Annotated in this window: 1 protein-coding gene; it reads right to left on the bottom strand. The window is 65.1% G+C overall.

Annotated elements, in window-relative coordinates; all coding sequences use genetic code 11:
- Positions 1–1353, bottom strand: a 1353-nt coding sequence (locus tag LQV45_RS30975; RefSeq protein WP_230011134.1) for a cation:dicarboxylate symporter family transporter, incomplete at its 3' end; no start/stop codon positions are given.
- Between the last annotated feature and the right edge of the window lie 258 nt (positions 1354–1611).

The raw sequence follows: 1611 nt of genomic DNA, 5'->3' as shown, positions 1-1611 counted from the left end.
GACCGGTTGTGCCGGCTGTGCGGGGCGTTCGGCGGCATCCTGTGCGCCGGAGTGGCCGGCCAGCATCGTCTCTTCGTCGAACGGCTCGGCACCGGCCAGGACACGGTCCACGCGTCCGCCGTCGATCTCCTTGACCCAGGTGCCGATCAGCACCGTGGCGACGGCGTTGCCGGTGAAGTTGGTCAGGGCGCGCGCCTCGGACATGAACCGGTCGATGCCGACGATCATGCCCACGCCGCCCAGCAGTTGGGGTGCGTGCGCCTGGAGTCCGGCGGCCAGCGTGGCCAGGCCGGCACCGGTGACGCCGGCGGCACCCTTGGAGGCGATGATCATGAAGACCAGCAGGGAAACCTGGGCGCCAAGGTCCAGCGGCGTGCCCATGGCGTTGGCGACGAACAGTGCGGCCATGGTCAAGTAGATGGCGGTCCCGTCGAGGTTGAAGGAGTACCCGGTGGGGACCGTGACACCCACGACGGGCTTGGACACGCCGAGGTGTTCCATCTTCGCGATCAGGCGGGGCAGCGCGGCTTCGGAGGAGGACGTGGAGAAGATCAGCAGGTATTCGCGGCCGAGGTACTTCATGAGCTTGAAGATGCTGACGCCTGCGACCGCCTTGAGCAGGCCGCCGAGGATCACGACGATGAACAGGGCGCAGGTGATGTAGAAGGCGCCCATCAGGGTCGCCATGCTGATGATGGCCTGGAAGCCGGTTGCACCGACCACTGCGGCGATCGCGCCGAAGGCTCCGACCGGGGCCAGCCACATGATCATGATGAGGATGCGGAACACGAGGGCCTGGCCGTAACCGACGGCCTTGAGGAGCGGGGCTCCCTGCGGGCCCATCTTCTGCAGCGCGAAGCCGACCAGGATGGCGGCGAGGAGGGTCGGCAACACGGGAATGTCGCCCGGGATGATGCCCAGCAGGAAGTCAACGGTGCTGTCGACTGCCGCCTTCTTGTTCGGATCATAGGGGGCGAGCTTGAGGCCCTCGCCCGGGTGGATCAGGTTGCCGACCACCAGGCCGATCCCCAGGGCGAACGTGGACATGACCACAAAGTAGGCGAGCGCCAGGCCGCCGACCTTGCCGACCGTGGCGGCCTTGGCGATGGAGCCGATGCCCAGCACGATGGTGCAGAAGATCACGGGCGCGATCATCATCTTGATGAGTTTGATGAAGCCGTCGCCGAGTGGTTTGAGGGATTTGCCGACCTCGGGGAACAGCAGGCCGATAACGGCACCTGCAATCACGGCTACGATGACTGCGATGTAGAGGTAGTGGGACTTGTCCAGTCCCTTGCGCTTCTTGGCCGGAGCGGCGGCCGGTGCTGCTGACTCTCCTCGTTGAGAGGCCATGGTGTTCTCCTTGGATAGGCTGGACTTGGTGCGGTCCTGGCTGTGGTCCGCTCTTGTCCTTCTTGCGTGTAACCCCATCATTGATGAGAAGGTGACGCGCATCACCCTTGCGTTCATATTGGTCATGGAAGGTGTTGATGATCCGGCGCTGGAGCATCGCCCGCAGGCTGTTTGCGGCCAACCTGCTGTTCGTGGTGGCCCTGACGGCCATCGTTGGCACGGCCGTGTTCGTGGACGCGCGCGATCACGCCTACGACG

It is taken from the genome of Microbacterium sp. Bi128 (assembly GCF_918698205.1).
The sequence above is the reverse complement of the archived record's forward strand: the minus strand, read 5'-3'. Positions and strand labels throughout refer to the sequence as shown.